The 25149-nt window shown below is 45.5% G+C and carries 22 protein-coding genes; 6 read left to right on the top strand and 16 right to left on the bottom strand.

The genetic code is table 11. From position 1 onward, the window contains the following. Positions 1-132: 132 nt before the first annotated feature. Positions 133-360: a stalk domain-containing protein gene (locus MHH56_RS04550; RefSeq protein WP_339206898.1), complete on the top strand. Its 228-nt coding sequence runs from the start codon at positions 133-135 to the stop codon at positions 358-360. A gap of 56 nt (positions 361-416) precedes the next feature. Here the strand turns inward: MHH56_RS04550 and MHH56_RS04545 are convergent, their stop codons facing one another. The 8 genes from MHH56_RS04545 to MHH56_RS04510 form a co-directional block, all read right to left on the bottom strand. After that, on the bottom strand, positions 417-1265 hold the full coding sequence (locus tag MHH56_RS04545) for a MetQ/NlpA family ABC transporter substrate-binding protein (RefSeq protein ID WP_339206896.1): 849 nt from the start codon (positions 1263-1265) through the stop codon (positions 417-419). 55 nt (positions 1266-1320) lie between these two features. Next, positions 1321-1983 carry a methionine ABC transporter permease gene (locus MHH56_RS04540; protein WP_076271133.1) on the bottom strand — a complete coding sequence of 221 codons (663 nt, stop codon included), beginning with the start codon at positions 1981-1983 and terminating at the stop codon, positions 1321-1323. Further along, positions 1980-2981, bottom strand: coding sequence for an ATP-binding cassette domain-containing protein (locus MHH56_RS04535; protein WP_339206894.1), 1002 nt, complete (start codon positions 2979-2981; stop codon positions 1980-1982). Before MHH56_RS04535 ends, MHH56_RS04540 begins: the two co-directional genes overlap by 4 nt. A gap of 679 nt (positions 2982-3660) precedes the next feature. Continuing rightward, positions 3661-4257: a lipoprotein BA_5634 family protein gene (locus tag MHH56_RS04530; RefSeq protein ID WP_339206893.1), complete on the bottom strand. Its 597-nt coding sequence runs from the start codon at positions 4255-4257 to the stop codon at positions 3661-3663. Between the two features lie 278 nt (positions 4258-4535). Further along, the gene (gene bcp / locus MHH56_RS04525) at positions 4536-5021 is read right to left on the bottom strand and encodes a thioredoxin-dependent thiol peroxidase (RefSeq protein ID WP_339206891.1); all 486 of its coding nucleotides are present in this window, start codon (positions 5019-5021) and stop codon (positions 4536-4538) included. Between the two features lie 53 nt (positions 5022-5074). Further along, positions 5075-5866, bottom strand: a complete 792-nt coding sequence (locus MHH56_RS04520) for an ABC-2 family transporter protein (protein WP_339206889.1) — start codon at positions 5864-5866, stop codon at positions 5075-5077. Between the two features lie 5 nt (positions 5867-5871). Next, positions 5872-6666 carry an ABC-2 family transporter protein gene (locus MHH56_RS04515; RefSeq protein WP_076271138.1) on the bottom strand — a complete coding sequence of 265 codons (795 nt, stop codon included), beginning with the start codon at positions 6664-6666 and terminating at the stop codon, positions 5872-5874. Next, positions 6663-7688: an ABC transporter ATP-binding protein gene (locus tag MHH56_RS04510; RefSeq protein WP_339206887.1), complete on the bottom strand. Its 1026-nt coding sequence runs from the start codon at positions 7686-7688 to the stop codon at positions 6663-6665. The genes MHH56_RS04515 and MHH56_RS04510 overlap by 4 nt, the downstream gene beginning before the upstream one ends. Positions 7689-8119: 431 nt before the next feature. On the opposite strand from MHH56_RS04510, the gene MHH56_RS04505 reads away from it, so the two are divergent. Both MHH56_RS04505 and MHH56_RS04500 read left to right on the top strand, forming a co-directional pair. Next, positions 8120-9148, top strand: coding sequence for an LCP family protein (locus MHH56_RS04505; protein ID WP_339209504.1), 1029 nt, complete (start codon positions 8120-8122; stop codon positions 9146-9148). A gap of 136 nt (positions 9149-9284) precedes the next feature. Beyond that, on the top strand, positions 9285-10595 hold the full coding sequence (locus MHH56_RS04500) for a glutamate-1-semialdehyde 2,1-aminomutase (RefSeq protein ID WP_076271140.1): 1311 nt from the start codon (positions 9285-9287) through the stop codon (positions 10593-10595). Positions 10596-10662: 67 nt separating this feature from the next. Here the strand turns inward: MHH56_RS04500 and MHH56_RS04495 are convergent, their stop codons facing one another. Beyond that, positions 10663-11820, bottom strand: a complete 1158-nt coding sequence (locus tag MHH56_RS04495; RefSeq protein ID WP_339206885.1) for a PQQ-dependent sugar dehydrogenase — start codon at positions 11818-11820, stop codon at positions 10663-10665. Positions 11821-12005: 185 nt separating this feature from the next. Here MHH56_RS04495 and MHH56_RS04490 point away from each other — a divergent pair, with 185 nt between their 5' ends. Together MHH56_RS04490 and MHH56_RS04485 are read left to right on the top strand one after the other, a co-directional pair. Continuing rightward, a complete protein-coding gene (locus tag MHH56_RS04490; RefSeq protein WP_076271141.1) occupies positions 12006-12491 on the top strand; it encodes an Rrf2 family transcriptional regulator in 486 nt (161 codons plus the stop codon). A 60-nt stretch (positions 12492-12551) separates the two neighbouring features. Continuing rightward, positions 12552-13466: an NAD(P)/FAD-dependent oxidoreductase gene (locus tag MHH56_RS04485; protein ID WP_339206883.1), complete on the top strand. Its 915-nt coding sequence runs from the start codon at positions 12552-12554 to the stop codon at positions 13464-13466. Between the two features lie 87 nt (positions 13467-13553). Here the strand turns inward: MHH56_RS04485 and MHH56_RS04480 are convergent, their stop codons facing one another. The 6 genes from MHH56_RS04480 to MHH56_RS04455 form a co-directional block, all read right to left on the bottom strand. After that, complete coding sequence (locus tag MHH56_RS04480) at positions 13554-14408, bottom strand: inositol monophosphatase family protein (protein ID WP_339206882.1); 855 nt, start codon at positions 14406-14408, stop codon at positions 13554-13556. A gap of 106 nt (positions 14409-14514) precedes the next feature. Beyond that, entirely contained in the window at positions 14515-15333 is an 819-nt protein-coding gene (locus tag MHH56_RS04475; RefSeq protein WP_339206881.1) for a sulfite exporter TauE/SafE family protein, read from the bottom strand. Positions 15334-15432: 99 nt separating this feature from the next. Then, positions 15433-16455, bottom strand: coding sequence for a UV DNA damage repair endonuclease UvsE (uvsE, locus tag MHH56_RS04470; protein ID WP_339206880.1), 1023 nt, complete (start codon positions 16453-16455; stop codon positions 15433-15435). A gap of 3 nt (positions 16456-16458) precedes the next feature. Next, a complete protein-coding gene (locus MHH56_RS04465) occupies positions 16459-16776 on the bottom strand; it encodes a hypothetical protein (RefSeq protein WP_054026471.1) in 318 nt (105 codons plus the stop codon). Positions 16777-17332: 556 nt separating this feature from the next. Next, positions 17333-18454: a D-alanine--D-alanine ligase gene (locus MHH56_RS04460; RefSeq protein ID WP_339206877.1), complete on the bottom strand. Its 1122-nt coding sequence runs from the start codon at positions 18452-18454 to the stop codon at positions 17333-17335. Between the two features lie 23 nt (positions 18455-18477). Beyond that, the gene (locus tag MHH56_RS04455; RefSeq protein WP_339206875.1) at positions 18478-19797 is read right to left on the bottom strand and encodes an amidase domain-containing protein; all 1320 of its coding nucleotides are present in this window, start codon (positions 19795-19797) and stop codon (positions 18478-18480) included. A 510-nt stretch (positions 19798-20307) separates the two neighbouring features. Between MHH56_RS04455 and acnA the strand changes: the two genes are divergently transcribed. Next, positions 20308-23019, top strand: coding sequence for an aconitate hydratase AcnA (gene acnA / locus MHH56_RS04450; RefSeq protein WP_339206873.1), 2712 nt, complete (start codon positions 20308-20310; stop codon positions 23017-23019). Positions 23020-24244: 1225 nt separating this feature from the next. Here acnA and MHH56_RS04445 read toward each other — a convergent pair. Further along, entirely contained in the window at positions 24245-24988 is a 744-nt protein-coding gene (locus tag MHH56_RS04445) for an IclR family transcriptional regulator (RefSeq protein WP_076271916.1), read from the bottom strand. Positions 24989-25149: the final 161 nt, after the last annotated feature.

Here is a 25149-nt window from a genome sequence, read left to right as displayed (position 1 = left end):
CACGCTGCCACCCTTCTCTACCTATGAATAATTAACTGAGTCATTCTGATAGATTATATGAACAGTTGAACTGGTAAATGACTATGCTGGTCAATTTCAAATGTCTGCTTCGAATAAAACATGAAGACAGCAATGCGCAACTTATCGTGGTGCATTGTTACATTCGTATCAATGGATAGTGTCGGAGGCGGAGCGGGGCTTGAAGTGAAATGGGATAAAGCGGGCAAGCGGGCTCAATATGACGGTTGGAATACATCGATTGCAGTGCGACTAGGCAGCAAAACAGGCATACTCGATGGAAAGATGGTTAAGCTCGAAAGCGCACCATTTATAAGTGATGCACAAAACATAAAAAGCTGAGCAGCGATTACTCGCATGCTCAGCTTTTTTGTCATTTTAAATAAAGTACGACCTGCTTAAAATGCAGCAACAATCGCGCCTTTGTAGGTCTCATCAATAAATTTCTTTACTTCAGGTGAACGAAGCGCTGCAGCGAGTTTCTGTATCGCTTCGGAATCCTTATTGTCTGGACGCGCAACAAGAATATTCACATAAGGTGAGTCATTTCCTTCAATGAAAAGTGCATCTTCTGTAGGAACTAGATCGGCCTCCAGCGCGTAATTCGTGTTGATCATAGCAAGGTCAACCTCACCTAAGACACGCGGCAATGTCGCTGCTTCTACTTCTCTAATATCAAGCTTCTTCGGGTTAGCGACAATGTCTGATACAGTTCCGCTAACGCCTACGCCATCCTTCAGAGTAATCAGTCCATTTGAAGCCATAAGGGCAAGTGCACGTCCGCCATTCGATGGATCATTCGGAATTACAACTTTTGCGCCATCCTTCAGCTCATCGATTTTTTTAATCTTTTTCGAATAAGCGCCAAACGGCTCAATATGAACAGCAGCTACATTTACAAGATCATAACCTTTGTCTTTGTTGAACTGATCCAAATAAGGTGTATGCTGAAAAAAGTTAGCATCAATATTTTTTTCATAAAGCTGTGTATTCGGTTGGATGTAGTCATTGAACTCGATAATTTCGAGATCCACGCCCTGCTCCTTGAGCATTGGCTTTACAAATTCAAGCAGCTTCGCATGTGGAACAGGAGAAGCGCCAACCTTCAGCTTAACCGCTCCAGGCGTTTCTGTTCCTTGATTAGCATTTGATCCTGCTGAGTTGTCATCGGTATTTTTGTTTTGTCCGCACGCTGCTAATGCAAACATCAGCATTAAAGTTACGATCATATAGCTTGTCTTTTTCATGTTCATTCCTCCATAGTTGTCCATTCATTCTGAGCTGCAACATGCTTCTACTTATTTATTTTCTGCTGTAACGACGCACTAATGAATCCCCGATCGTTTGCAGCACTTGTACGAGCACGATAAGAAGCGCGACGGTTACCAGCATCACGTCGGTTTGGAAACGTTGATATCCGTAGCGAAGTGCCAAGTCACCAAGTCCGCCGCCACCGATTACACCCGACATCGCTGTATAAGAGACGAGTGTTACTGCCGTTATTGTAACCGCAGCTAGCAAACTTGGACTAGATTCACGGAGCAGCACGCGGCGTACGATATCCCACTTTGATGCACCCATTGCCTGAGCCGCTTCAATAACGCCGCGATCTACCTCACGCAGCGACGTTTCCACCAGCCTTGCAAAGAAAGGCGTTGCTGCTACGACAAGCGGCGGAATAGAGCCCTCTACGCCTAGCGTCGTACCCGTAATGATTTTTGTAAGCGGCATGATCAATATCATCAATATAACGAACGGAACCGAGCGCAATACGTTGACGATAAATGAAAGGATGCCATACACAATAGGCTGCTGCAGAAGCTGCCGTTTTGAAGTTAGAAACAGGACGACGCCCATGATTAATCCGAAAATAATTGTAAACACGAGCGAGGCTGTCAACATATAGAGCGTATCCTTCGTAGCATCCCAAATTTCAGGAATACGTACGTTTTCGAAGCTCATCATATCGCATCCACCTCCAGCCCATCTCTACGTAAAACATCAATCACTTGATCAATCTCCGCGGCGCTGCCGATCAATTCCACAATAAGCTGACCATAAGGCGTGTGCTTCATACGCGAAACGGTTCCTTGCAAAATCGCAAATTGAACAGACGTTGGCTTCACCGCATTATACAAAATAGGCTCGTAAGTTAGCTCACCAATATAAGTCATGCGAAGCAGGCGCCCTGAGCGGCCTCGCAGCAATTGTCCATTCACGGCGCTATCCGATGCTTGGTCAACAAAGTCGCGGGTAACCGGATGCTCCGGCTTTAGAAATACATGCAGCACATCGCCTATTTCAACGATTTCGCCATCATCAATAACAGCGACACGATCACATATCGAACGTATAACGTTCATTTCATGCGTTATAAGTAAAATTGTAATTCCTAGCTTCTCATTAATGTCGAGCAGCAATGATAATATCGAGTTCGTTGTCTGCGGATCTAATGCCGATGTCGCTTCATCGCAGAGCAATACATCCGGATTGTTTGCGAGCGCTCTCGCGATACCAACACGCTGCTTCTGGCCTCCCGAAAGCTGAGAAGGATATTTATCTGCATGACCTTCAAGCGAAACGAGCTTCAGCAGCTCATCCACACGTTTATTTACCTCTGCCTTTGAAAGCTTGGCGAGAACAAGCGGAAATGCAATATTATCTCGTACCGTAGACATCGATAGCAGGTTGAAATGTTGAAAAATCATTCCGATACGCCTGCGATGCGCTTGCAGCTGTCTCTCTGGCAAGCCGGTAAGCTCCACATTTCCAACATTTACAGTTCCCGATGTTGGTTTTTCCAGCAAATTGACGCAGCGCAGCAGCGTGCTCTTCCCTGCGCCTGAATGACCGATAATTCCAAATATTTCACCTTTACTTACAGTCAAGCTAACGCCACGAACCGCTTCTACTGAAACCGACCCTACTCGATACGATTTTCTGATGTTGTTTAGCCTGATCAAATCTATAACCCCCTATCTAACAAGCAAGTCCATATTTTATAAATGTGACAGCATACTGTCAATGTCAAAATTATCTATTTAACTGCGCTTCATAATTTAACAGCTATATATTCATTTGAGAAAGCTTACTCTATTGTTTCCCTGCTCCATCTTTTTACTCTTGCACTTGCAGTATAACCGCGGGAGCTGTCTCAAAAATAGTAAAAAACAAGCTCGCTGAATCAGGAGCTTACTTAGAACAAAATCGTTATTTTTTTATTCTGATATATGGATATGGATGCCTGCGCCAAAATAAACTTAAGGGTTCAACACTTCATCTCAGCGACAGCGCATAACATCCCAAAACCATTTGGTTAACGAACTGTAACATGCCTATTATGCAGAAAACAGCTTCTTTGAAGCATTAACGAATCTTATTAACGTTATCGCGTACTGTATAGGGTTCCATGAGCTATTTTGCACGAAATAGCGATTCTGGAGTTCACTATAAATCAAATCCATTACGAGTAGATCAAATAAGAATTGCTGGGTTCATTAGCTTGCTGCCCGATAAGTTGAGCGCATTACTGTCTGCGATTAGCTCGGAGACTCACTCTCCCTAAGAACATCAGCAAAACAAAAATAGGGTTGTCGCAAAAGCAGATTAAATCTGTTTTTGCGACAACCCTAGCCAGAGCCATTATTTCAAAGTTACAAGCTGGTCTCTTTCCACATCAAACTTTCCGATCAGCTTTTGTGGATCTTCTTTAAATTTCATAACAGCCATCGTTTTTTCTGTCTTTTGCAGCGATGACCAGAATGAGTCCTCCAGTACAACAAATGCATCGACATAAGCTCGGCCGCTCCCAATAATCAAATTCCCTTCATATTTGACTGAAATGGGATTTCCATTTCCATTAATCTTGTCTGACTCTTTTTTGGCAAACAATAAGCCTTCCCCATGTGGAACAGTTGACAAAGATTTAACCTTTTTTGTTTTACCGTCAGCTTCCACTTCGGTAAGCAGTTCTCTTTTCAATAAGCCTTGAATCATGGATTGCGACAAATACATTATTTTTTGTCCATCAGCAATTTCGATTTTTATTTCGTATACTTCTTTTGTATCTAATTGCTCGGCATGTTTGGTTAATACATCATCGATCTGCTGTTTCTCTCCGTACACAATGACACCCTTAGCCTGCGGAAATATTTTTTCGATGATGCTGTCCTTGCCAACATATCCCGCGATTAGGATGACAGCGACAAGCGACAGCATTGCAATTAACAACTTTTTCATTTTCATTCCCCCATATATTTTGTGTTTATTCGATATTCTGCGATCAGCTGAGTGCAAGCTATTGGAACAATTTATTGACGCCTCCTTTACAAATCCGTTTTCTATTTCCTATCGTATAAAAAATAGTGATTGCCAACCATCGATTAGGGTGACAATTCAGGTGACAAATTTGTAAGCTGCAGGGGGGAAATTCTGCGTCATTTTGATTCACATTTTTCAGAGTCCAAAACAAAAAAAACAGGACGGAGCAGCTACTTCCTGCTCCGTCCTGTTTTCAATTATTTAGCAGCAGCCGGCTGCAATTGCCTTACGGCATCCAGTACCTGCTCTGCATGCCCCTTCACCCTTACTTTACGCCATTCCTGCACGAGCCTGCCCGCTTCATTGATGAGAAAAGTCGATCGGACAAGACCCATATACTCTCTGCCATAAAGCTTCTTTAATTGCCATACTCCATACAGCTCGCACACCTCATGCTCCACATCAGCTAACAACAGAAAAGGAAGCTCCTTCTTTTCAATAAAACGCTGATGAGACTTTACCGTATCTAGGCTAATCCCCAAAATAACAGTATTTCGTTTCAGCATTTCTGTGTTTGCATCTCGAAAATCACATGATTCCTGTATGCAAGCCGTCGTCATATCCTTTGGATAAAAGTAAAGGACAACATTTTTCCCGCGATAATCGCTAAGTGATACATCTTCTCCATTTGACGCCGGCAATACAAACTCCGGTGCCATATCTCCCACTTGAAGCTGTGTCATGATTAGTCCCCCATCATTTTTGCTGCACACCTATTCAATTAAAACCAAGCCGCTTAAGAGCCAGCTCCTCGGTATCGCTTCACGCCATGGTTCCATAACAACAGCCCTAGAGAGAACACGATAATTCCCATGACCGGAGTTAGGAGCGCGAGCTGTGAGAGATCATCCGCCTTCTTCTCAAGAAAATAAGAAGCTGGGATGACGCCTACAAAAGCAAACGGCAGCAGCCATGTTAATACGAAACGGATCATTTTGTTATAGATATTAACCGGGTAACGTCCATAATTTTGAATGTTGTACATCAATGGCACAATTCCAGTCGGTGCATCCGAATAAAAGGAAATGGCACTAAGTGCCGTGTAGAGCCCCGCATAAATCAGCACTGCACCTAATATTAAGAGCATCAGCACAAAGAGATCGAGAATCTCGAAAGGCAAACCGAGCTGTGTCCAGCATAGCACCATAATAATAGCGCCAACGAAGGAACCGATTAAAGAAGGTGGATCTACATTTTCGAGGAGCACCTGATATAGGCTGTGTGCTGGGCGGGTTAGAACACGATCCATCTCGCCCTTCACAATATAACGCTCGCTGAAATTCCATATGCTGAAGAAGGTGCTGAACACGCCATATGGGATCATGAAGAAACCATAAACGAAAACGACCTCTGCCTCAGACCAGCCGCCAAGCGACGGCGTGTGCTGGAACACGATCAGAATAAAGATGAGGTTCATCCCTTGGAACAATAAATCGGAAAGTACCTCGATCCAAAAGTCAGCACGATAAGTAAGACGCGTCTTCGCGTAGTTTTTAATGTATTCCAAAAATAATGATGCGTATCTCATATTTATTATCCCCCTTGCACGAACAACCGCTTGCGAGCGGCGCGCCACGTTAACCAGATTGGCACCAGCAGCCCAACAAACCAAAGCACTTGAATGCCAAACACCTGCAATATTTGATCGCTAGGCGTCCGCCCCGTGAAGACGGAGCTTGGCAAATACGTAATGGCTTGGAATGGCAGCCACTGCATAATAGCTGACAGCCAGCCTGGGAAAAACGCTATCGGCACAACTACGCCAGAAAACAAATCGACCATAACACGTTTCATTCGCATCATGCCTTCGTTATTTTCAACGAAAAATGCGAATAGGCCGGTCAAAATATTAATTTGCGAGTTGATAAGAAAGCTAAAGAACAGCATGACTAAATAAATTAGCCAGGTCATCGGATCTGTCGGTAATTTAACGGGAAATAAGAAACAAACGATAATCATCCCCGGCACCATGAAGAGCAGCATTCGGAACAAGCCTTCTCCGAAACCTTGCATCATTTTTACGACTAAATAGGAATAAGGTCTAATAAGCTGTACTGCTACGCTACCGTCCCTTATTTCATTCGCTATCTCGCGGTCCAGGTTATTGAAGTAAAAAGCACGAGCCATCCACGATACCGCAACGTAGGTTGTCATTTGGGTCACCGTGAAACCGGCCAGCGTCTCCTTGTCCCCATAAATCGCCTGCCATAGAAAGTAATAAGCACCGATATTAATCGCATAAATAATGATACCGCTATAATAATTAACGCGGTACGCAAGCATCATGATAAACCGTATTCGAATAAAGTCGATATAAGCGCTCATCATGATTGAACCGTCTCCTTGGATGTTGCCGCAGAGCCAGAGGAATAAATGCTTCGAACGATGTCATCGGTGTTTGTTTCGATAATTTTAATGTCGCGAATTTCAACGCCGCCTACAACACATGCCAATGCATCCGAGACATTAACGGCATGCGGCAGCCACATTTTTGCGCTCACTTCATTCTCCATCGTCCATGTTACATCGAGTGTGCTCGTCAACTGCTGCAGCTTGGCAAGCGCAGTATGCCCTGCAAATTGGAACTGAATTTCGCGTCCTTTGCTCCAGCGGCTCTTCAGATCCTCCAGTCCGCCATCATAGATAATGCGGCCATCATCGAGCATAATGACGCGAGAACAAAGCGCCTCAATATCCTGGAGATCATGAGTTGTCAGCAAAATAGTCGTACCCTGCTCCTTATTCATTTGCATCAGGAAATCACGAATTTCTGTCTTCACGACGATATCCAGACCAATTGTAGGCTCATCGAGAAAAAGAATGGATGGATTGTGAAGGAGCGAAGCAACAAGCTCGCAGCGCATCCGCTGCCCAAGGCTCAGCTTGCGTACAGGACGATTTAATAAGTCGCCAAGCTGTAGCCGCTCAACAAGCTCGTCAAGACGTTTGCGGAAATCCGCCTCCGAAACCCGGTATACTTTGCGCAATAATTGGAACGATTCAATAACGCCTATATCCCACCACAGCTGAGACCGCTGTCCGAATACAACACCAATGCCATTAACAAACTTCTCTCTATCCTTAAAAGGCACGTAGCCATTCACTTTGAGCTCGCCTGCGGTCGGTACCAAAATACCGGTCAACATTTTGATGGTTGTCGATTTTCCGGCTCCATTCTCGCCAATATACCCGCAAATTTCACCCTGCGGAATTTGAAATGAAATATCCTTTACCGCCGTTACCTCGTTGTACTCGCGTTTAAACAAGTCCTTGAGGGCGCCGGATAGGCCTTCTCGGTTTTTTTGCACGCTGAATTGCTTGCGTAAATCCTTTACATCGATTGCTAACATCTGGTTGTTATAGCCCCTTCCACTTCGACATTTCCTAGGAAATAGCGATCTTTATTTACTTAAAACGATAAAACTTGCTTCTGCATGTCGTTCAGCTTTATAATTTTATGATATGTAATCATACATTAGTTCACGCCTAGCGTAAACGACTGTCTTTGCCTTGTGCAGCGAAGCTTTTGTTTGCTGATGAAATATAAGCTGTTAATAAGGCTCATACTTATGCGTTCTTATATTTCTAACGTATACTGCTCTGCTAACTTCTTTTTTTGGGAGCGGATCATTCGCTATGCCATCTTTGCTCATGCTTACATTGAAATCTACCCTCATTGTTTCAAAACGATTCCGCAATATCTGAAAGGAGCACGTCTAACGAAATGCCTAAAGAGACGAATAAAGAGACGACTGAAGAATCGAAAAATGAGACTGCTAAAATGGCGAAGAAAAAAAGATGGAAAAGGATTTATATCAGCCTCTCTGTCATTCTTGGTGTGGTAGCAGCGTTTGTTATTTATTGGAGCGTAGGTGTTTACAGTGCGCTTGATAAGTTCAGTGATCCAGAGCCAACAAAGGCTCCTATCGAGGATTCTGAAGCAACGCCAGTACCTATTCCTGAATGGGAAGGCAAAGAGCGCGTTAATATATTGCTGCTCGGGGGTGACGCTCGCGGGCTAGACGAGGGGCAAGCGGCTCGTTCAGACTCCATATTGGTTGCATCCTTTGATCCTGTAACCAAGAAAGCACATCTATTCTCCGTTCTTCGCGACACTTACGTCAACATAGAAGGACATGGGAAAGGCCGTATTAATACAGCACTTACTTTAGGAGAATATCCGCTCGCTATGAAAACGGTTGGAGACTTGCTTGGTCTCGACATACAATATTATGTTTATACCGACTTTGAAGGCTTTAAAAGCCTGATTGACGCAATGGGCGGCATTTACTTCGATGTCGAAAAAGATATGCATTACACCGATAACGCCGACGGCAATCGCTACGATATTGATCTCAAAAAAGGCTACCAGCTGCTTGACGGCGATAAAGCCCTGCAATACGTTCGTTTCCGCCACGATGCGATGAGCGATTTCACAAGAACGGAGCGTCAGAGAAATTTCCTTCAGGCGGTGTCCAAAGAGCTTCAATCGACATGGAACATTATCCAAATGAAAAAAATTCTTGAAAGCGTTCAGCCTTATGTGAAAACAAACATTAGTGTGCCAGATATGCTGAAGCTTGGTCAGCTTGGCGTCAAAAGCCATGTGGCCAGCACAACGCAAATACCGCCGATGGATCTCATCGCGGAGGATCGGGTTGGCGGCGCGTCTGTTATTGGAATTAGAGATGAAGAGGAGCTGCGCTCCTTCGTACAGACGACGCTGCAGGAAGACAACACCGTTCCAGAACCTACTGCTTCGCCAAGCAGTACACCAAGCGGCAGCGACAACAGCAATAAACAGCAGTAAACATACGTACACGCAACGGCGCTTCAAGTTGCGTGTATTTTGTTTCTAGCTGCTCCGCGGCTGTACATCATACGACACTCTTTCTCAACTTGTTTAAATGACTTACAACTATGAATCCCATTGGAGGCTGCTTTCCATGACAACAAAGCGACAAAATTCCGAAAAACTATATGAAGAAGCGCTGCAGCATATTGTTGGCGGCGTCAACAGTCCTTCCCGTTCTTACAAAGCGGTAGGCGGCGGCGCACCCGTATTTATGAAACGTGGCGAGGGCGCTTATTTCTGGGATGTCGATGATAACCGCTATATCGACTATTTAGCTGCTTATGGCCCTATTATTACTGGACATGCTCACCCGCATATTACAGAAGCTATCGTTCGTGCAGCTCAGAACGGTACGCTATACGGCACACCAACGGAGCTGGAAATTAAGCTTGCTCGCATGCTGAAAGAAGCCATCCCATCTCTCGACAAGGTGCGGTTCGTCAATTCCGGTACGGAGGCCGTCATGACGACTATTCGTGTCGCTCGCGCCTATACAAAAAAATCCAAAATCATTAAATTCGCTGGCTGCTATCATGGCCATTCAGACCTTGTACTCGTCGCAGCAGGCTCTGGTCCGTCTACTCTTGGCATTCCAGACAGTGCAGGCGTGCCTGCAAGCATCGCTAGTGAAGTCATCACCGTGCCATTTAATGATCTGCCTGCGCTGAAAGCTGCACTCGATCGCTGGGGTCACGAGACTGCCGCTGTTATGGTTGAGCCGATTGTCGGCAACTTCGGTATGGTTATGCCGCATGAAGGCTTCCTAGAGGGGCTTTGCAAGCTCACTCGCGAAGCTGGAGCGCTAGTTATATATGACGAGGTCATCAGCGCCTTCCGCTTCCATTACGGAGCAGCACAGACCTATGTTGCGTTCCCTGATCACCAAGCCATCGAACCGGATTTAACCGCATTAGGCAAAATCATCGGCGGCGGCCTTCCAATCGGTGCATACGGCGGACGCCGTGAAATTATGGAGCAGGTTGCCCCTCTCGGCCCTGCTTATCAAGCAGGTACGATGGCCGGCAATCCTGCCTCGATCTCAGCAGGCATAGCGTGCTTGGAGCTGCTCCAAGAGCCTGGCATATACGATAGAATGAACGCACTGGCTACGAAGCTTGCAACAGGACTGCACGCCGCTGCCAAGCAGCATGGCATCCCGCTCACAATTAACCAAATTCGCGGCTCCTTCTCCGCTCATTTCTGCGATCATCCGATTACGAATTATGATGAAGCGCAGGATACAGACGGCGAGCTGTTCGGCAGATTTTTCAAGCTCATGCTGGATCAAGGCATCAATCTTGCACCATCCAAATATGAGGCTTGGTTTTTTACGACAGCCCATACCGAGGCAGACATTGATGAAACGATTAAAGCCATTAATTATGCTTTCACTAACTTGTAATAAATAAGCTTTATAGTTTAGATCATAAAAAAAAGCTCAGGAGCTGAAATAGGCTCCTGAGCTTTTCTTATTTCACCTGCTTTACTATAAGCAATCGATCATCCGATGATGATGGGTTACCGCGCCCATCGGTATTATTCGTGATGACATAAATACGTCCGTCCTTTATCTTTACGTCACGAAGTCTTCCTTCACCTTCGAATACCCTTTCCATGTTTTTGGATGCAGGGTCATAGCGATAAAGCGCTTCGCCTACCAAAGTAGCAATCCATATTCGATTGTTCTCATCGATTGTCGCGCCAGAGGGCGCAATCGCATCTTCGCCGGTATGGTAAATAGGCGTTGTCATCCCTTCCTGCGCAGCGCTGCCATAAATCGCAGGCCAGCCGTAATTGCCGCCCGCCGCTATTTTATTAATCTCATCATGTCCGCCAGGATCTCCCGAAGGGCCATGCTCTGTATTAAACAGCACACCTTCACTATTCCAAACAAGCCCTTGAGGATTGCGGTGTCCATAAGAATACACATATGAGCCGGAAAACGGATTGTCCGCTGGTACCTTGCCATCTAACGTCATTCGCAAGATTTTTCCTGCAAGGTTGTTGCGATCCTGTGCCAGCTCCGGCTGCTGGGCATCTCCTGTTGTTACATAAAGCAGCTTGTCGGGCCCAATCGCCAGCCGTCCGCCATCGTGATTCGCAGCACCAGGAATGCCCTCGAGCAGTGCTCGAACCTCATCCCATTGCCCATCATTTTGTTTAATAAGCACGACTCTGTTCATTACACGACCATTTTCTTCGTACGTATGATACGCGTATGCTTCTCGAGACTGAGCGAAATCCGGAGCAAGCAGGAAACCTAAAAATCCGCCTTCTCCGCGGTCATGTACACTTTTGAGCAAATGAACCGCTTGACGTGTCGTCGCATCGCCATCCACCTTCACAATATTTCCTTCGTGCTCGCTTATATAAACAATGTCCTCATCAAAAGTAATGACCCAAGGCACTCGAAGCTCCTTCGCAAGTACGGTGTAAGCTTCGTCTTGCTCTTCTTGCTCTGATGGCGCAGTGCTTTCAGCAATTGCCATCGTTTTCTCAGGCTTATCCGTCGCTTCATTTACTTTTGTATTTGTTGATGACGTTTCATTCGGCTCGCATGCAACCAGCATGCCTAAACATAATGTTGTCATCATCATCGCAGCAATTCGTTTTTTCACTGTCACCATCGCTCACTCCTCCTGGCTTATCTCCAGTACTTCCATGCTATTTCATTCGACAAAACACATTGTAAATCCTTGCAAATTTACGTATTTGTAATACATCATTGCATTATGGATTCATGTTGTCTATAATGGACATTATGGATCCATAATGATTAAGTATAAGTATCAAAGGAGGGTGAGTATACCCTATGCAATATTCAAAAAGTATCGGATATGCACTTCATGCTTTAATTCACTTAGCCCATGCTGAGCGCGGTCAGAACATAGGCATTAAAGATTTATCTTCTTCTCTCGGAGTTTCAGAGAGCTACTTGTCTAAGATTATGTCCAAGCTGCGCCAGGACGGCATCGTACGTGCTGTGACGGGGGCAAGCGGCGGCTACGAGCTTGCTAGAGCTGCAGATCAAATTACATTTTTTGATGTCATTCAAGTTATTGAGGGACGACAGCCTTTATATGAGTGCTTTAATATTGACGATCAGCATCATCATTTATTTTTTGAAGCTGAAGATTTAGAGCTTGAGTCCACTGACCATTCAGAAAATAAGGGATGTCTTGTAAAAAAAGTAATGATTGGTGCTGAGCGTCATATGCAGCAGTACCTTCAGCAGCATACGATCCAGTGGGTGGTAGACTCTGCTGCGTTCAATCCATTAACACAAACCGTGAAATAAACAAGACTCACTACTCTTTCTGCGTAAAAATAAAATTAGCCATTCGAGAGGATGTTTAACATGGAACAAATGATCGATGCAGCAATTATTGGCGGGGGACCTGCAGGCTTGAGTGCTGCTCTTGTACTAGGCAGAGCAAGAAAAAGCGTAGTTGTTATTGATGAAGGGCGTCCGCGCAACCGAGTTACTCGCGAAACTCACGGTTTTCTTACCAGAGACGGCATTAGTCCGGGCGAGTTTCGGCGAGTCGCAAAGGAGCAGATTAGCGCATATCCTACAGTTCATTTTGTAGAGGATGCTGCAGTGTCGATCACTGGAACCGACGGCCATTTTCAAATTACGACTGCTCAAGGACAAATCTATCAAAGCAAAAAGCTGCTGTTTGCAGCAGGAATGAAAGACATCCCTCTCGATATTAATGGACTGTCTGAAGTATATGGCAAAAGCGCCTTCGTCTGCCCTTATTGTGATGGCTGGGAATTAAGAGACCAACCGCTTGTCTTGATTGTCAAAGGCGATAGAGCGCTGCACTCTGCCAAAATGCTGTCTGGTTGGACAAGCCAAATTACCATTTGTACCGATGGTCCTGATGAATGGACCGATGAGCAGCGTGAGGAGCTTAAGCTGCATAACGTTCCTACCTTTAACTCACCTATTCTGCGTATTGAATCTAGCGATGGCATGGTGAAGCAAATTGTGCTGGAGGACGGTACTATTGTTCCGTGTACAGGAATTTTCTTTGCACCAAAGCTTGCTGCAGGCTCAGACTTGCCGCAAACATTAGGCTGCAAGGTCACTGAAGCAGGGACTGTTTTTGTTGATATGTTTGGGAAAACAAACATTCCAGGTATCTATGGCGCTGGTGATGCAGCGACGGAGCTGTATCAAGCCATTACGGCTGCTTCGATGGGATCCTTGGCTGCTGTGGGCATTAACAGCGAGCTGCTTGCAGAAGCTTGGAATAGCCGAGTTTAATACTTTCAAAATCATAAAAAAAGCAGCCTCGGCAATTTATAAGCCTGGCTGCTTTTTTGGTGTTTGTGTACACGCTGTCTATTGCGTTTATTCGTTTGCTTTCGCCTCGGCAAGCGCCGAGATAAGCTCCTGCTGAATATGGCCATTTGACGCTACGATATTTCGCGTTCCCAAATCGTAAGGCTTGCCAACTGTACTCGTCACAATACCGCCCGATTCCTGAACGAGCAGCGAGCCGGCAGCCAGATCCCAGCTATTCAGTCCAATCTCCCAGAACCCACTCAAGCGTCCTGCCGCCACATAGGCCATATGCATCGCAGCAGAGCCTGCTATACGGAGATTGCGAACCTGCGGGGCAACTGCTTGAATGCCTTTTAAATTTAGAGGCAGCGCATAATGATGGTCGGCCGGAAGACCTGTTGCAACCAAGCTGCCGCGCAGCGTATCCTCCTTGGATACCTGCATCCGTTTTCCGTGCACGTATGCTCCCTTGCCTTTTTCGGCTACAAACAATTCATCCTTCATCGGGTCATAGACCACGCCGACGATCACCTCGCCGTTATGCGCCAGGGCAATGGATACACAGAAAAAAGGAAATCCGTGAACAAAGTTCGTTGTGCCATCAATAGGATCAACGATCCATAAATATTCAGCGTCACGGATGTTCTCCAGCGCGCGCGTTGACGCTTCCGGCCCAGGCTCTACGCCTTCTTCTCCCAAAAACGAATGATGGGGAAAATGAGTCATCACTAGATTTTTTATTAAACGCTCGGAACCTTTATCAATTTCTGTAACAAGATCATGCGAGGAATACTTTATATCAAGGCTTGCAAAATTGCCAAGCTTCGTCTTAATCCATTCTCCTGCTTTCGACGCACAATTAATTGCGACAGCCGTAAAGCTTTTACCGCCAACGACGGAAGTACTGTTCTGATCATTCACGATCCATCACTCTTCCCTCTATGTAAATTCACGAACATTTCTATCCATGTTAAGGTCTACTACGTTTGATGCTTTTACCAAGTTTCGCATGATTACTCCAACCATATCAAAATGAACGCAAGCCTTCAATGATTAATTGACCCGCAAGCAGAAGAAGCGTCACTCTAAGCAGCCAAAGTAAGCCCTTGCCGCTCATTTTCACAGCAATTGCCGCCCCCAGCTTTCCGCCGATCCAAGCTCCAGGCACTAATGCAAGCACGAGCAGCCAATCTGTTTCACCAAGATAAACGTGCATGCCGCTCCCGAGAATTGATGATAAAAAAATAACGAACATTGACGTTGCAGTCGCCATATGAGGCGGAAAACGAAATAACAGCACCATAAGGGGGACAAACAGCGACCCGCCGCCGATTCCAAATAAGCCAGACATGAGACCTACGCCAAAACCGATGCCGAGTGCAGGAATAATACCATAGCTGTACGTATGCACCTCGCCTGATGCATCGGTCATCGTTCGAACGATCGGCCACTGCTTCGTAAACGGTTTCATGTAGTCACGAGCAATTAATAATGATGCCATCAGCAGCATGAAAATACCAAAAACAAGCTGAAATACACCCGCAGGCAGCTTTCCTGTAAGCGCGGAGCCAATCATTGCTGCAGGACCGCTTGTCACAAAAAATATCCAGCCGCTGCGGAAATCAACGATTTTACGTTTGGCATAGCTCAGTGTAGATGCAAGTGCCGTAACGACTAATACCGTTAATGATATGCCAACTGCTGTTGCATGTCCAATAGCTTCTCCCGTTAATGTGGGACCAATGAGCATTAAGACAGGAACGATAATGATACCGCCGCCAAGTCCTACAATACTGCCAAACATCGCTGCTACAACGCCAAGAAGTACAAGAAGTATCCATTCCATGCGAATTCACCTTTTCAGTTACATAATGATGCATCTACTCTGAAGCGCCCGCTATATAATAACACCGCCAAGGCAAGCCCTGACGGTGTTATTATGCTGCTAATCAGTAGAAATTTCTACGCGGCCGCCATCCAACACCTTGATGCCTTCTGCGCTTGCTTCCAGTTGCCTTAAGTCTTCTATCAGCTTCATCAAAGCCTCGTCCTTGCTTTTGGCTTCAAGCATGCAATCCAAATATTCGGTATTTCTAGCCGCATGACGCAAAAACTGTACAAGCGGCTCCGCTTCCACATGATCTGCATGACCACGGGGGTCAGATAAGCTTTTTGGACTGGAAGCGTGAATTTTGGGAGGGAGCTGGCTTGTACTAGCTATGCCCAGCCGCTCTCGCTCTTTGTCCCAGGTTTGAACAATACGCGGCCATAAATGCTCATATAATTCGTCATCTGAGATGTCTCCTGCATTAACAGAATGATGGTGAATGTCGAGCACCATCGGAACCTCAACTTGCTCAGCCGCCTCTAGCGTTTCCCTGACATTGAACGTTTTATCATCATTTTCAAGCGTAATCCGATGTTTAAAGCGAGGCGACAAGGAGCTGAACTGGCGAACAAAACGTTCACCAGCTACAACCTTGTCGCCGTATGCTCCACCGATATGTATATTGCATTTTGTCGCTTCATCAAGCCCCATTGCCTCAAGCATAAGGATATGATTGAGCAAATCCAGCTCTGATTTCGCGAGCACCTCCGGTCTAGGCGTGCTGAACACGCAGAAATGATCCGGATGAAAGGACACTCTTATTCCGTGCTTCTGCACGAACTCGCCAACTTCCTGAAATGCTGGTGCTAGCGCTTCAAATGGATTCCAGTCCAATAAGTCCTCATGAGTAGCAAGGGGTATAAGCTTTGACGAAAAGCGATACATTTGAATGTCGCTGGCTTTGCAATGCTTCAAAATCCGCAGCGTACTGCGTAGGTTTTCCTCTGCTATTCTTTCCAGCTTCCGAATTCCTGCCTCGCGGTCGTTCAGCTTCGAGAAGTTCGCAAACGTCATCGTTCTTGAAGGCGATGCATTCTCAACCTGCAAGCTCATTGCGACAAAACCTAATCTGACAATCATCGATTAGGCCCTCTCTCCAAAAAACATTTCAAAAGCAAGCGCCGTTTGAACTTTTGATTCTTCCTCAGTCAATTTTCTCACGAGCTCCATCTCCACTTGTGTCACTTCTTCGCCTTGAAAATTAATTTCTGCGATAGAAGCTAAAATGCGGACAATCGCAATCGCTTCATTGGCTGGTGTATAAGCAATCACCTTTTGGCCAGTTGGAAATACGCGAAAGCCGCTCTTGACCATTTTGCCCCGACCATACTCCAACAATTCATAGAGCTCTTGTTCGGACTTAAATTTGCACACAGAATTAAACTCAGTTGCAAAACCCATATTATTTCCCTCCTTTCAGTGAAATTTCTACCGTGCCTTCAAAGGGCTTTACTACCAAACCTTTAAAGGCTTATTTCAAATCGTTATAACTTTTAATATCAACAAATCAAACCTTTAAAACATTAATATCAAACCTTTAGACCTTTAATATCAAACATATTAAAACTTTAAACCCTTTTCAAGCTTTTCGAACCCACCCAAACCCTCCCTTCCAAGGGAGGGCCCCAAGGGTTGCACCCTCTGGACACCCGCAACTGAACTAACCTAAGAGTTACACTGCACGAGCTTTCTACTTTTGCGGGGGATCGCTTTCGTCCCTGCGGGACACGCTTTACTTTTGGTGTGTTAATGAATTAATGAACAACTTGTCCATTTTAAGAAGGAAAAAAGATCTTTTACCTGTTTACCTTGGATACAAAGATAAGGATTGAAGCCCCAAAGTAAATAATAAAAGAAATTTTTCCCTATATCTTTTTCTCATATGTGTACAAACAGTTATAGAAAGTTAAGAAAGTTATAGAAAAAATAACAAGTTAGAGATCCTTAGAAATGTATCTTACGATTGTGATGCTTCTCCTGTAAAATCTATCCGTTGCTTCTCCGCGTGGCGGGAAAGAGCTAAGGAAATTAATGTGTCTAACAATTCTTTATATGGAATGCCGGTTTCTTTCCACATAAGTGGATACATACTGATAGGCGTGAAACCAGGCAATGTGTTGACTTCGTTGATAAATAGCTGATTGTCGCTTTTGCGAAGGAAAAAATCTACGCGTGATAATCCCGAGCCATCAATGGATTGAAATGCACGAACGGCCATTTCGCGAACGGATTCTGTAAGCTCAGGCGACAAATGAGCCGGAATTTGCATAGTCGATTTTCCATCGATGTATTTGGCTTTGTAATCGTAAAATTCGTTAGAAGGCGCAATTTCACCAGGTAAGGATGCTTTGGCATCATCATTGCCAAGTACGCTTACTTCGATCTCGCGGGCATCTACGAACTCTTCAACAATAACCTTGCGGTCAAAACGGAACGCATAGTTGATGGCATTAATAAGCTCTTCACGGTTTTTCGCTTTGGATACGCCTACACTAGAACCTAGGTTGGCTGGCTTAATAAAGCATGGATAGCCGAGTGAAACCTCGCATTCCATGATAAAGAAAGATGCGTCTCTCTCCCACTGTGTACGGTTGAAGTACCGGAAAACGCATTGCGGCAAGCCTTCTTGCGCAAATACTTTTTTCATTAGAATCTTGTCCATCCCAACGGCAGAAGCGAGAACACCCGCTCCGACGTAAGGAATGTTCGCCATTTCGAACAGTCCTTGAATGGTACCATCTTCACCAAATGTTCCGTGCAGCAAAGGAAAAATCACATCAATACGCGGCTCATCGCCAGCCGTTTTTGAGCTTCTATTTAAGCGTTGAAATAATGGAGCAAGAGCAAAGCCATTTTCCTCAGCTTCGTCTGTTGTGTTGCGTAGATCTTCTACACTGCTTGGACGGTTATGCAAAACGGCTCCCGTTTTCCATTCCCCTTGCTTCGTAATATAAAAAGGCTTGATTTCATATTTGCTGTAGTCAAATTCACCCATTACTGCGTAAGCCGTTTGCAAAGAGACCTCATGCTCTCCCGATTTCCCCCCGTAAACTAAACCTACTCTAACCTTGCTCCCCATGGCATATCCTCCGGTACGATAATTTATAATAGATCTGCAATATGAAAAAAACGATATTTCGTTTGTTCCGTCCATGCATAGGAATCACGATAATCCCAATAACGATGCCTGCTGGAAACGGTATTCGCATTCACTAGCGGCATACCGAACGAGTCAAAAGCAGTTACGATTGTGCTGTGCTGAAAGCGATGATCACCATTCCAGTCATACGTGATGACATCCCCAAGCTGCAGCTCATCCGCAGATTGCACGACCTCTGCACGCAAGCCTGAGGTCTTTGAACCAGTTAAATAGTTGGTTATCGCGTTCGATACCGCCCAGCTGTAGCTCCACCATTCACTGCCCTTATTTCGGCCCTTATACCACCAGCCCGTTTCTCTCTTACCAGTATAGTTCATCGGAGCATTGCCTGCAAAGATGCACTGCGACACGTAATTGGTACAATTCACCTCAAAAAGCTCATACGCTGGGTTCCCCTCGTTCCACCAACGATCCGCATACGCAGCAACCAAATCTCTCCTGTAACGAATACCAGATGGTCTGTGTTTGAATTGCTGTAATAGGTCATAATTTAAGTATGGTGTTGATGGTGAAGATTGTTCGCCAAATAGCTCCGAGTAATCATCGACGGTCATCCAATTGTCTACTGCTGTGCCATAACGCGGTCTTCGTTCCGATATAATTGGCTCAACACGAAGAACATTCCATGAGTGACCAGCGAGCCCTAACCAAAGACGCTCAAATTCAGATCTTTCTTCCATGTAAAATCGCCCAGACTGCTCCATTCTTCTTTTGATGTGGAGACGAATCAACACAGAGACCTCGCTTGATGATTCGTTGACGCGTATGAGTTCTGCTTTTGTTTCGCTTCCTGCTGGAAGCGCGCCTCTAAGCAAATCGCGTTCACGAAGACGCTCAAGCCTGAATCTTAGGCGATCACAATGATCGCGATCCGTAACGTAATCGGTCAGCACAGCCGCATGCTGATTCGCTTCGGCTTGATTGTACAAGCTAATATAGCGATGAACAGCAGCTTTCCAACCCTGCAGCTTTCCTTGCTGAACGTGCGGATCGTAATCAGAGGAACGAAGCAGCGAGTTTAACTTTGACGTTTGTTGTTTTACTGGCTTTTCTTCCTGATTTGCTCTTTTTTGATTTTGCAGTGCTTGATCGCCGATTTCAGCATTTCGCTCCGCTTGCAACCCGGAAGGCGATGGCTGCTTCTGGATGACATGCGTTACAACTTTCTGCTGCGACTTGCGCTGAGAAGCAGATGGTTTGGATGATGTTTGGTTATGCTTTTGGCCCTGAGTTCCTGGCCCCCGGTTGCCTGTTCGCGGCATAGCAATCCCTCCTTGACCTTATCGTGAGTGCAAGCGTAAACGGCTGCAGCATCTCTTTTGATGAGGCAAACTCGATTGGCGTTGAAATATAAACTTTTGGGATAGGAATCCAACTTAACCGAACTTTCATTTCAATTGTAAAAGGCTGCCGCTTCTCCCTTAATGCTTCATGGCAGCCGTTTAACGATGGAATATAAGTTTTTGGATTGACCTTCTCCTTAGCGATCTTATATTTCAAGCCTATGCTGCTACAGCTTGCCTTTATGGCATGAGAACGTCATCAAGTATTTCGGGGCTAAACTTGTCGTTGATTAACTGCTTCATTATATGAGGCACTCTGCCATTTCATGTAACATTCATTGAGGATCATTTTCAATGCCATTTCCAAGCGCATAAAGACATAATTGGACTTTACGGAAGGACTATTTTAACGATATACTATAGATATAGAAATTATGAAATAGTGTTTCACAGAATGAAACTCAGACTACAGTTAAAAGGAGAATGACGATGTCTACACAAAATCATTATTCAGTTCGCACAACGCTCGACGCTGGCGGCAAGTCTTATGCTTACTACCGTCTAGGCGGACTTGAAGAGCAAGGACTGGGCGATATTTCCAAGCTTCCTTTTTCAATTAAAGTATTGCTTGAGGCTGCTGTTCGTCAATTTGACGGACGCGCAATTACCCCTGAACATGTAAAGCAGCTTGCTACATGGGCTGACGGACGCGAAGATAAAGAAATTCCTTTCATCCCTGCTCGTATCGTTTTGCAGGATTTCACAGGCGTTCCAGTTGTCGTTGACCTTGCTGCAATGCGCGACACTGTGAAAAAAGCAGGCGGAGATCCGAAAAAAATCAATCCACTCGTACCGGTTGACCTTGTAATTGACCACTCGATCATGGTTGATGCATTTGGTTCACCTGAAGCACTTGAGTACAATACTAAAGTTGAATTTGAGCGCAACGAAGAGCGTTACCGTTTCCTTCGCTGGGCACAAACAGCATTTGATAACTTCCGCGCGGTTCCACCAGGTACAGGTATCGTTCACCAAGTTAACTTGGAGTACCTTGCATCTGTTGCAGCTACAAAAACAATTGACGGCGAAACAGTCGTATTCCCTGATTCCCTCGTAGGTACGGATTCCCACACTACGATGATCAACGGTCTTGGCGTAGTAGGCTGGGGCGTTGGCGGTATCGAGGCTGAGGCTGGTATGCTTGGTCAACCGCTTTACTTTGTAATGCCAGAAGTTATCGGCTTCAAATTGACAGGCAAACTTGCAGAAGGTTCAACAGCAACTGACCTTGCGCTTACGGTTACTCAAATTTTGCGTAAAAAAGGCGTTGTTGGTAAATTTGTTGAGTTCTTCGGCCCTGGTCTATCGAACATCAGCCTTGCTGACCGTGCAACAGTTGCCAACATGGCACCAGAATATGGCGCTACAATCGGCTTCTTCCCTGTTGATAACGAGACTCTTAGCTACTTACGCCAAACTGGCCGCAATGAGGATCTTATTGAGCTTGTTGGCTCTTACTACAAAGCACAAGACATGTTCCGTACTGACGAGACTCCAGATCCAGTATTCACGGATGTGGTTGAGCTTGATCTTTCGACAATCGTTCCTTCCCTTGCAGGCCCGAAACGTCCTCAAGACCGCGTAGAGCTTACTGCAATGAAGGAATCCTTCAATAGCATCATCCGCACACCGATTGACAAAGGCGGCTACGGTCTGTCCGATGAGAAAATCGAGCAGTTCGTTACTGTTAATCATAATGACGGCCAAGTTAGCCAAATGGGTACAGGCGCAGTCGTTATCGCAGCTATTACAAGCTGTACGAACACTTCGAACCCAAGCGTAATGGTTGGCGCTGGTCTAGTTGCTAAGAAAGCAGTAGCACTTGGACTTAAGAAACCTGCTTATGTAAAAAGCTCCCTAACACCGGGCTCGCTCGTTGTTACGGAATATTTGACAAAAGCAAACCTAATCGAGCCGCTTGAAGCACTTGGCTTCCACGTTGCTGGTTACGGCTGTGCGACTTGTATCGGTAACTCCGGTCCACTTCCAGACGAAGTAAGCAAAGCGATCATCGACAATGACATGACTGTATCTGCTGTACTTTCCGGTAACCGTAACTTTGAAGGCCGTGTCCATGCACAAGTAAAAGCAAACTACCTGGCTTCTCCGCCACTAGTTATCGCTTATGCGCTTGCTGGAACGACTAACATCGATTTGACAACTGATCCAATCGGTTTCACTGAAGACAACAAGCCTGTATTCCTAAAAGATATTTGGCCAACGTCGCAAGAAATCAACGACGCAATGACAGCTGCGCTTAACCCGCAAATGTTCCGTGATAAATACGAAAACGTATTTACACAAAATGAGCGTTGGAACGCAATTTCGGTACCTAAAGGCGAAAGCTACGAGTGGGATGCAAAATCAACTTACATCCAAAACCCGCCGTTCTTCGAAAACCTAAGCTCCGAGCTTTCTGATATCAAAGATATCCATACAGCAAACGTACTTGCTCTTATGGGCGATTCTGTAACAACGGATCATATCTCACCTGCTGGTAACATCACAGTTAACAGCCCAGGCGGTCAATATTTGATCGAAAACGGCGTTAAACGCGAAGACTTCAACTCTTACGGCTCACGTCGTGGTAACCATGAAGTTATGATGCGCGGTACGTTTGCGAACATTCGTATTCGTAACCAAGTGGCTCCAGGCACAGAGGGCGGCGTAACGACTTACCTTCCAACGGATGAAGTCATGTCGATCTACGATGCATCGATGAAATATCAAAACGAAGGCAAAAACCTTGTCGTTCTTGCTGGTAAAGAATACGGTACTGGTAGCTCGCGTGACTGGGCTGCAAAAGGTACATTCCTACTAGGCGTCAAAGCTGTTATCGCTGAAAGCTTCGAGCGTATTCACCGCTCCAATCTGGTTGGTATGGGCGTATTGCCACTCCAATTCCCAGAAGGTCAAGGCTGGAAGACGCTTAACATCACTGGCCGCGAAACATTCGACATCGTTGGCTTGTCAAATGACGTTACTCCAGGTTCGCAAGTTACCGTTACGGCTACTCGCGAAGACGGCACGACATTCGACTTCCCAGCAATTGTACGTCTTGACTCGGTAGTTGACGTTGATTACTATCGCAACGGCGGTATCCTGCAAACTGTACTTCGTCAAATGATCGCTAACATGTAATAATCTGCGCATATCCTGCGCAGTATCGAAAAAGAGCTTTGCCGACTATTTGGCAAAGCTCTTTTTTCGTTTGTTTTTAAGTAATAGCGTTGTTACTTGCTTCTTGTTATTTGCTAAGTGTTACTTGTCAATGTACGCAGAACAATTTCCGCGGCCTATGCTTGCTCTAAGCTCCAGTACCTCCAAACATGCTCATCCAATCATTAAGAGTTTGAGCTAGATTACAGCAAATACCTTAGTCATGCTCCCTCCGAGAGCAGGAGGGCCGCTAAAACATCAGTCTTAGTCACGCTTGTAGTGTCATAGCCTCACTTTTTCGCACAAAACCTCACCTAACGGACATAGGATCCGTTATTTACTACAAATAACGTCCACAACAAATTTAACGGACATACGATCCGCTATTTGTCCCATTTCGAGCTTAATCCTACCTTTTTAAGCCCAATAGCGTACCCTATGTCCGTTAGCCGCCTCAAAAGTTAGGATTTGAAGCAAATAACGTATCTGATGTCCGTTACAGCAAGTTTGGTTACTCAAGCTCATAATTCCAACCTTCTTTTACTTCAAATGCTCATTATGAGTTTGAATAAATTACAGCCAGCAATCTAGCCACGTTCCCCTCCCAAAGCAGGCGCGCAGCTATCACGTTAGTCCTGTAGTTTGAGTTTGAACCAAATTAAAGCCAACACCCTGCCACGATCCCCCACCCAGAGCAGGCACGTAACTATCACAATCAAATTAGTCCTCTACTGCACTTGAAGTGTCATAGCTTCGCTATCGTATACAGCTACATCTAACGGACATAGGATCCGTAATTTATAACAATTAACGTCCACAACAGATTTAACGGACATACGATCCGCTATTTGTCCTATTTCGAGCATAATCCTACCTTTTTAAGCCCAATAGCGTACCCTATGACCATTAGCTACCCAAAAGTAATGAAAAGGAGCAAATAGCGTATCTGATGTCCGTTACCCTCTCTAAAAAGCAAAAACCCGGAGCTTCCACTTCCTCCGATTAGATGACTTAATCCTGTAATACATATGCTCCAATCATTCGTGGAGCATAGCTGCTTGTTTAAATCCTAGATACAGCAACCGCTCGCTAAGCAACATCCCAGCAAAGGCGTAGCTTAAACGGGCTACACTACCCAACAACCCTAATGTGTTTAAACAAAAACAGCAGGCTCGAGGGTCACCTCATGCCTGCTGTTCTTTTATGACTATAGAATCATCGTACCCATCCGTTTAGCAGACTCCATCATGACCGGGGCGTATTCCCTCATCGTGTCCATCGTCATCCTGCTGGCAGGGCCCGACACGGATAATGCAGCAGCGAGCTTGCCGGTACGGTTAAAGATAGGCGCAGAAAGCGCCGCTGCTCCCGGTTCGCGTTCCTCGAAGCTTGTGGCATATCCCTGCATACAAATCTCTTCGAGCTGCTGCTTGTATTGATCCAAATCCAGAGAGTACAGCCACGCTGGATCTCCAAAAATGCTTTCCTGTACGATCGGATCTGAATAAGCGATTAGCACCTTGCTCGATGCACCTGCATAAAGCGGCAGTCTCACGCCTACAGGCGCTACCCGCCTAACGGGTTGATTGCTTTGCACGGCTTGCATACGAATCCGCTCAGAGCCGTCTCTTACGTATATGCTAACGGTCTCGCCCAGCTGGTCGCGTAAACGCTCCATCTCAGGCAGCCATATTGTTGCTTGGTCATCTGAACGTGATAAATGGGCCGACAGCTCCCACATTTTTAAACCCAAATGATATCGGTCTGTCGAGCGATCGCGCTCGATGAAGCCTTTCTCTTCGAGCGTGGCGAGCATCCGGTGCACCGTGCTTTTGTGAAGGCCAACCTGTTCGGCAATCTCAGTCATTGCCCAGTCTGTTTTTGAAATAAAACACAGCAATATATCAAGCGCCCGATCCACTGCTCGAACCGTCGATTTTCCATCTTCCATGCAGCCACAGCTCCCTCTCCAAAAGTTTCATCCAATGAAACCGATTCTCATTCAGTATAACTCATCGCTTCCATTATCGTAAAGAACAGTTGTTTACATTACAGTAATATTACAAATGATTAACATTACCTCGACAACAATTGACAGGCTTATAGGACCGG

The sequence above is a fragment of the Paenibacillus sp. FSL K6-3182 genome (assembly GCF_037976325.1).
Lineage (GTDB): Bacteria > Bacillota > Bacilli > Paenibacillales > Paenibacillaceae > Pristimantibacillus.
The sequence above is the reverse complement of the archived record's forward strand: the minus strand, read 5'-3'. Positions and strand labels throughout refer to the sequence as shown.

Coding starts and splice junctions, on each gene's coding strand:
- MHH56_RS04460 (WP_339206877.1), bottom strand. CDS start 18,454: ATGGGGAGCAAGGTTAGAGTAGGTTTAGTTTACGGGGGGAAATCGGGA.
- MHH56_RS04520 (WP_339206889.1), bottom strand. CDS start 5,866: ATGAGATACGCATCATTATTTTTGGAATACATTAAAAACTACGCGAAG.
- MHH56_RS04515 (WP_076271138.1), bottom strand. CDS start 6,666: ATGATGAGCGCTTATATCGACTTTATTCGAATACGGTTTATCATGATG.
- MHH56_RS04475 (WP_339206881.1), bottom strand. CDS start 15,333: ATGGAATGGATACTTCTTGTACTTCTTGGCGTTGTAGCAGCGATGTTT.
- MHH56_RS04510 (WP_339206887.1), bottom strand. CDS start 7,688: ATGTTAGCAATCGATGTAAAGGATTTACGCAAGCAATTCAGCGTGCAA.
- MHH56_RS04550 (WP_339206898.1), top strand. CDS start 133: ATGCGCAACTTATCGTGGTGCATTGTTACATTCGTATCAATGGATAGT.
- MHH56_RS04490 (WP_076271141.1), top strand. CDS start 12,006: ATGCAATATTCAAAAAGTATCGGATATGCACTTCATGCTTTAATTCAC.
- MHH56_RS04465 (WP_054026471.1), bottom strand. CDS start 16,776: ATGGGTTTTGCAACTGAGTTTAATTCTGTGTGCAAATTTAAGTCCGAA.
- MHH56_RS04500 (WP_076271140.1), top strand. CDS start 9,285: ATGACAACAAAGCGACAAAATTCCGAAAAACTATATGAAGAAGCGCTG.
- MHH56_RS04540 (WP_076271133.1), bottom strand. CDS start 1,983: ATGATGAGCTTCGAAAACGTACGTATTCCTGAAATTTGGGATGCTACG.
- MHH56_RS04455 (WP_339206875.1), bottom strand. CDS start 19,797: ATGCCGCGAACAGGCAACCGGGGGCCAGGAACTCAGGGCCAAAAGCAT.
- MHH56_RS04530 (WP_339206893.1), bottom strand. CDS start 4,257: ATGAAAAAGTTGTTAATTGCAATGCTGTCGCTTGTCGCTGTCATCCTA.
- acnA (WP_339206873.1), top strand. CDS start 20,308: ATGTCTACACAAAATCATTATTCAGTTCGCACAACGCTCGACGCTGGC.
- MHH56_RS04485 (WP_339206883.1), top strand. CDS start 12,552: ATGGAACAAATGATCGATGCAGCAATTATTGGCGGGGGACCTGCAGGC.
- uvsE (WP_339206880.1), bottom strand. CDS start 16,455: ATGATTGTCAGATTAGGTTTTGTCGCAATGAGCTTGCAGGTTGAGAAT.
- MHH56_RS04545 (WP_339206896.1), bottom strand. CDS start 1,265: ATGAAAAAGACAAGCTATATGATCGTAACTTTAATGCTGATGTTTGCA.
- MHH56_RS04505 (WP_339209504.1), top strand. CDS start 8,120: ATGGCGAAGAAAAAAAGATGGAAAAGGATTTATATCAGCCTCTCTGTC.
- MHH56_RS04495 (WP_339206885.1), bottom strand. CDS start 11,820: ATGGTGACAGTGAAAAAACGAATTGCTGCGATGATGATGACAACATTA.
- MHH56_RS04445 (WP_076271916.1), bottom strand. CDS start 24,988: ATGGAAGATGGAAAATCGACGGTTCGAGCAGTGGATCGGGCGCTTGAT.
- bcp (WP_339206891.1), bottom strand. CDS start 5,021: ATGACACAGCTTCAAGTGGGAGATATGGCACCGGAGTTTGTATTGCCG.